Source organism: Streptomyces bobili (assembly GCF_002154575.1).
In the GTDB taxonomy this organism is placed as follows: domain Bacteria; phylum Actinomycetota; class Actinomycetes; order Streptomycetales; family Streptomycetaceae; genus Streptomyces; species Streptomyces bobili.
The window spans coordinates 1-4,292 of sequence record NZ_MUBA01000021.1 but is presented as its reverse complement, the minus strand read 5'-3'; the positions used below and the strand labels follow the sequence as shown (position 1 = coordinate 4,292).

Annotated in this window: 4 protein-coding genes; 2 read left to right on the top strand and 2 right to left on the bottom strand. The window is 68.9% G+C overall.

Translation table 11 applies throughout. The annotated features are described in order from the left end of the window. The first annotated feature begins 110 nt into the window (after positions 1 to 110). Complete coding sequence (locus tag BZL64_RS02485; RefSeq protein WP_086765648.1) at positions 111 to 947, top strand: HAD family hydrolase; 837 nt, start codon at positions 111 to 113, stop codon at positions 945 to 947. A 368-nt stretch (positions 948 to 1,315) separates the two neighbouring features. On the opposite strand, the gene BZL64_RS02480 is transcribed toward BZL64_RS02485, so the two are convergent. After that, a complete protein-coding gene (locus BZL64_RS02480; RefSeq protein ID WP_086765646.1) occupies positions 1,316 to 2,140 on the bottom strand; it encodes a Fic family protein in 825 nt (274 codons plus the stop codon). Positions 2,141 to 2,241: 101 nt separating this feature from the next. Here BZL64_RS02480 and BZL64_RS02475 point away from each other — a divergent pair, with 101 nt between their 5' ends. Next, a complete protein-coding gene (locus tag BZL64_RS02475; RefSeq protein ID WP_086765643.1) occupies positions 2,242 to 3,222 on the top strand; it encodes an ATP-binding protein in 981 nt (326 codons plus the stop codon). Positions 3,223 to 3,273: 51 nt separating this feature from the next. Here BZL64_RS02475 and BZL64_RS02470 read toward each other — a convergent pair. Then, positions 3,274 to 4,292, bottom strand: a 1,019-nt coding sequence (locus tag BZL64_RS02470; protein WP_086765641.1) for a polysaccharide deacetylase family protein, incomplete at its 5' end; no start/stop codon positions are given.

Below are 4,292 nucleotides of genomic sequence, written 5' to 3'. Positions count from 1 at the left end.
GAGTCGGACCGGGTTAGCACGGTCGCGAACGATCCGTGACTTCCATGGTGTACCCGAGAGCCTTCTCAGGCAAACCCACACGCCGACCTTACGCCGAATGAGCTGGCCCTATGCTCAAGGGTGTGGAAAACCACTCCTTGCCCCGCACAGCGGCCTTCTTCGACCTGGACAAGACGGTCATTGCGAAGTCCAGCACGCTCACCTTCAGCAAGTCCTTCTACCAAGGCGGGCTGATCAACCGCAGGGCCGCCCTGCGCACCGCATACGCCCAGTTCGTCTTCCTCGTCGGCGGTATGGACCACGACCAGATGGAGCGGACTCGCGAGTACCTCTCCGCGATGGTCCGCGGCTGGAACGTCCAGCAGGTGAAGGAGATCGTCGCCGAGACCCTTCACGACCTGATCGACCCGCTCATCTACGACGAGGCGGCCTCCCTCATCGAGGAACACCACACCGCCGGCCGCGACGTCGTGATCGTGTCCACGTCGGGCGCGGAGGTCGTCGAGCCGATCGGCGAACTGCTCGGCGCGGACCGCGTGGTGGCCACCCGGATGGTCGTGGGCGAGGACGGCTGCTTCACCGGCGAGGTGGAGTACTACGCGTACGGCCCGACCAAGGCGGAGGCGGTCAGGGAACTGGCGGAGTCCGAGGGGTACGACCTCTCGCGCTGTTACGCCTACAGCGACTCGGCGACCGATCTGCCGATGCTGGAGGCGGTCGGCCATCCGCACGCCGTGAACCCGGACCGCACGCTGCGCCGAGAGGCCGTCGCCCGCGGGTGGCCGATTCTGGACTTCCACCGCCCGGTGCGGCTCAAGCAGCGGATTCCGGGGTTCTCGGTCCCGCCCCGTCCGGCACTCGTCGCCATGGCGGCGGTAGGCGCCGCGGCGGCCACGGCCGGCCTCGTCTGGTACGCCAGCCGGCGGCGGGCAGCGGCGACCGCCTGAGTCGCGCCCACCCCCTCACCTGCGCCCGTTTCCCACCTGTTTGAGGGTAAAAGTAAAGAACCGGCGCCAGCACTTCCGCTTGCCCGGGTCCTGGAGTACAAAGGATTCAACGGCCCGCGAGACCAAGGACATCCGAGAGGATTACCTGAATACCGCATTTGGCCCCACGGACCGAAGCATGAGCATCGAGCACCCACGCGACGTCGACCCGTCGATTACGGGCCAGCCGCACCAGGTGACGGGCGAAGCTCCCGACCTGATGGGCATATATCGAGGACGCTTGGTAACCCGGTGAGCATGCCAGCGGCGGTACGAGAACTCGTACCGCCGCAACCCTGTTCAGGCTCCCTTCGGGGAGCCTTCTTCCGTTACGCCGCCCCGCGCTGGAGCGCCTCGCACACCGCTGTCGACTCGCGGGCTCCCAGTTCGACCGCCCGGCCGCAGTGCGCGATCCAGGCCGCCATGCCCTCCGGGGTACCGGAGACGTAGCCGTCGAGGGCCGCGAGGTAGGCCGCCCGGCCCAGTTCCGCGTGGCCCACTTCGGGGGGGCAGACCGACTTGGGGTCGAGGCCGCTGCCGATCAGGACGATGCGCTGCGCCGCACGCGCGACGAGGCCGTTGTGCGAGACGAAGGGGCGCAGGGCGAGAAGCTCGCCGTGCACGACGGCGGCCGTGACCAGGGCGGGCGCGGAACTTCCCGTGACGATCAGCTCGGACAGCCCCTCCAGCCGGCCGGAGACCTCGTCCGCGCTCGGCGGCGGCAGTTCGACCAGCGGCTCGTCGACCGCCTCTCCCGCCTGCCGCGGCCGGCCCACCTCGTCGCCGTCCGTCGCGGCGGCCACCAGGTGGAGCCGGGCCAGCACGCGCAGAGGCGACTGCCGCCAGATGGACAGCAGCTGGCCCGCCTCGGCGGTCAGCCGCAGAGCCGCACCGACGACGCGCGCCTCGTCGTCGGCACCGAAGTCGCTGCGCCGGCGCACCTCCTCCAGGGCCCAGTCCGCCCCGGACAGCGCCGCGGAGCCGCGGGAGCCACGCAGGGCGGCCTCGGAGGTGATCGCGGTGCTGCGGCGTCGCATGATGCGGTGCCCGTAGACCCGGTCCACGGCCTTGCGCACGGTTTCGACGGAGTCGGCCACCCCGGGCAGCGATCCCAGGGCTGCGAGCGGATCGGCGGTAGCGCCTGTCGTACTCATGAGTACGACATTACGCAACGGAGCCGCGGACCCCACGAAGGAGTGGTCTTCTTCACGCGCGTGGGCCGAGCAGGCCGCTCCTCGCACTACGCTTGCTGAACATGAAAACTGCTTTCGTTGGGAAGGGCGGCAGCGGCAAGACCACCCTGTCGTCCCTGTTCGTCCGCCATCTCGCGACCCTCGGCGTGCCGGTGATGGCGATCGACGCGGACATCAACCAGCACCTGGGCCCAGCCCTCGGACTCGACGAGGCCGAGGCCGTCGCACTGCCCGCGATGGGCGACCGGCTGCCGCTGATCAAGGACTATCTGCGCGGCACCAACCCCCGCATCACCTCCGCCGAGACGATGATCAAGACGACCCCGCCCGGCGAGGGCTCGCGGCTGCTGCGGGTGTCGGAGGACAACCCGGTGTACGACGCGTGCGCGCGGCCGGTGGAACTCGATGGTGGCGCCGTCCGTTTGATGGTCACGGGCCCCTTCACGGACGCCGACCTGGGGGTCGCCTGCTACCACTCCAAGACGGGAGCGGTGGAGCTGTGCCTGAACCACCTGGTGGACGGCCGCGACGAGTACGTGGTGGTCGACATGACGGCGGGCTCGGACTCCTTCGCCTCCGGCATGTTCACCCGCTTCGACATCACGTTCCTCGTCGCCGAGCCGACCCGGAAGGGGGTCTCCGTCTACCGCCAGTACAAGGAGTACGCCCGTGACTACGGCGTCGAGCTGAAGGTCGTCGGCAACAAGGTGCAGGGGCAGGACGACCTCGACTTCCTCCGCGCCGAGGTGGGGGACGACCTGCTCGTGACCTTCGGGCACTCGGACTGGGTGCGCGCCATGGAGAAGGGCCGGCCGCCCCGGTTCGACTCCCTGGAGGACACCAACCGTCGCGCCCTGAACCTGCTGCGGACGGCCGCCGACTCGGCGTACGAGCGGCGCGACCGGGAGCGCTACACACGCCAGATGGTGCACTTCCATCTGAAGAACGCCCAGTCATGGGGGAACGAGCGCACCGGGGCGGACCTGGCCGCGCAGGTCGACCCCGGTTTCGTCCTCGGCGAGAGCGTGACCGCCTCGGTGTGACGGTCGCGCGAGGGCCTACCCCCGCGCGACAGCGCCACCTACGACCGACCGCTACCGCTTGACCGCCGGCGCCCCGGGCACACCCTTCGGGGCCGGGGCCGGGCTGCCTGAGAGGAAGGACGCCCAGCCCTGCTTCGGGGCCTCACCGACTCCGAGGCCGCGCAGCTTGGCCAAGGTCTGCGGGTCCTGGGCGTCCAGCCAGTCCGCGAGCTGCCGGAAGGAGACGCAGCGCACCTCTTCCTTGGTGCACACGTTCTCCACGACCTCCTCGATGGCGCGCATGTACGTGCCGCCGTTCCAGGACTCGAAGTGGTTGCCGATGATCAGCGGTGCGCGGTTGCCGTCATAGGCCCGCTGGAAACCCCTGAGCAGGCCGTCACGCATCTGGTCGCCCCAGTACTCGTGTTTGGCGGGGTCGCCCTGGGTGGCGGTGCCGGACTGGTTGACCATGAAGTTGTAGTCCATGGTGAGCTGCTCGAAGGAGTGGCCGGGGAAGGGCACGAGCTGCATGGACAGATCCCACAGGCCCTCCTTCTTGCCGGGCCAGACCTGGTTGTTGACGCCACTGGTGTCGTAGCGGAAGCCCAGCTCCCGGCCGGCCTTACGGAAGTTTTCCTGGCCCTCCAGGCAGGGGGTGCGGGCGCCGATGAGTTCCTTGTCGTAGTCGAAGGGCAGCGGGGCCGCCTTCGCCATGCCCGTGTTGGTCTTCCAGGTCTTCACGAACTGCTTGGCCTGGGCGATCTCCTCCTTCCACTCCTCGACCGACCACTCGCCGACGCCACCGCCCTTGCCGCAGAAGTGGCCGTTGAAGTGGGTGCCGACCTCGTTGCCCTCGAGCCATGCCTGGCGCAGTTGCTTCACGGTGTCGGCGATGCCCTGCTCGTCGTTGAAGCCGATGTCGGAGCGGCCCGGCGAATGCTGGGGAGGCTTGTAGAGGTCGCGTTTGTGCTCCGGCAGCAGGTACACGCCGCTGAGGAAGTAGGTCATGGTGGCGTTGTTGTCCTTCGCCACCTTGCGGAAGTGGGAGAACAGCCGCTGGCTGTCCTCGCCCGCGCCGTCCCACGAGAAGA

Excerpts from the sequence above, each read along its gene's own strand:
- BZL64_RS02485 (WP_086765648.1), top strand. The coding sequence starts at position 111 with ATGCTCAAGGGTGTGGAAAACCACTCCTTGCCCCGCACAGCGGCCTTC.
- BZL64_RS02480 (WP_086765646.1), bottom strand. The coding sequence starts at position 2,140 with ATGAGTACGACAGGCGCTACCGCCGATCCGCTCGCAGCCCTGGGATCG.
- BZL64_RS02475 (WP_086765643.1), top strand. The coding sequence starts at position 2,242 with ATGAAAACTGCTTTCGTTGGGAAGGGCGGCAGCGGCAAGACCACCCTG.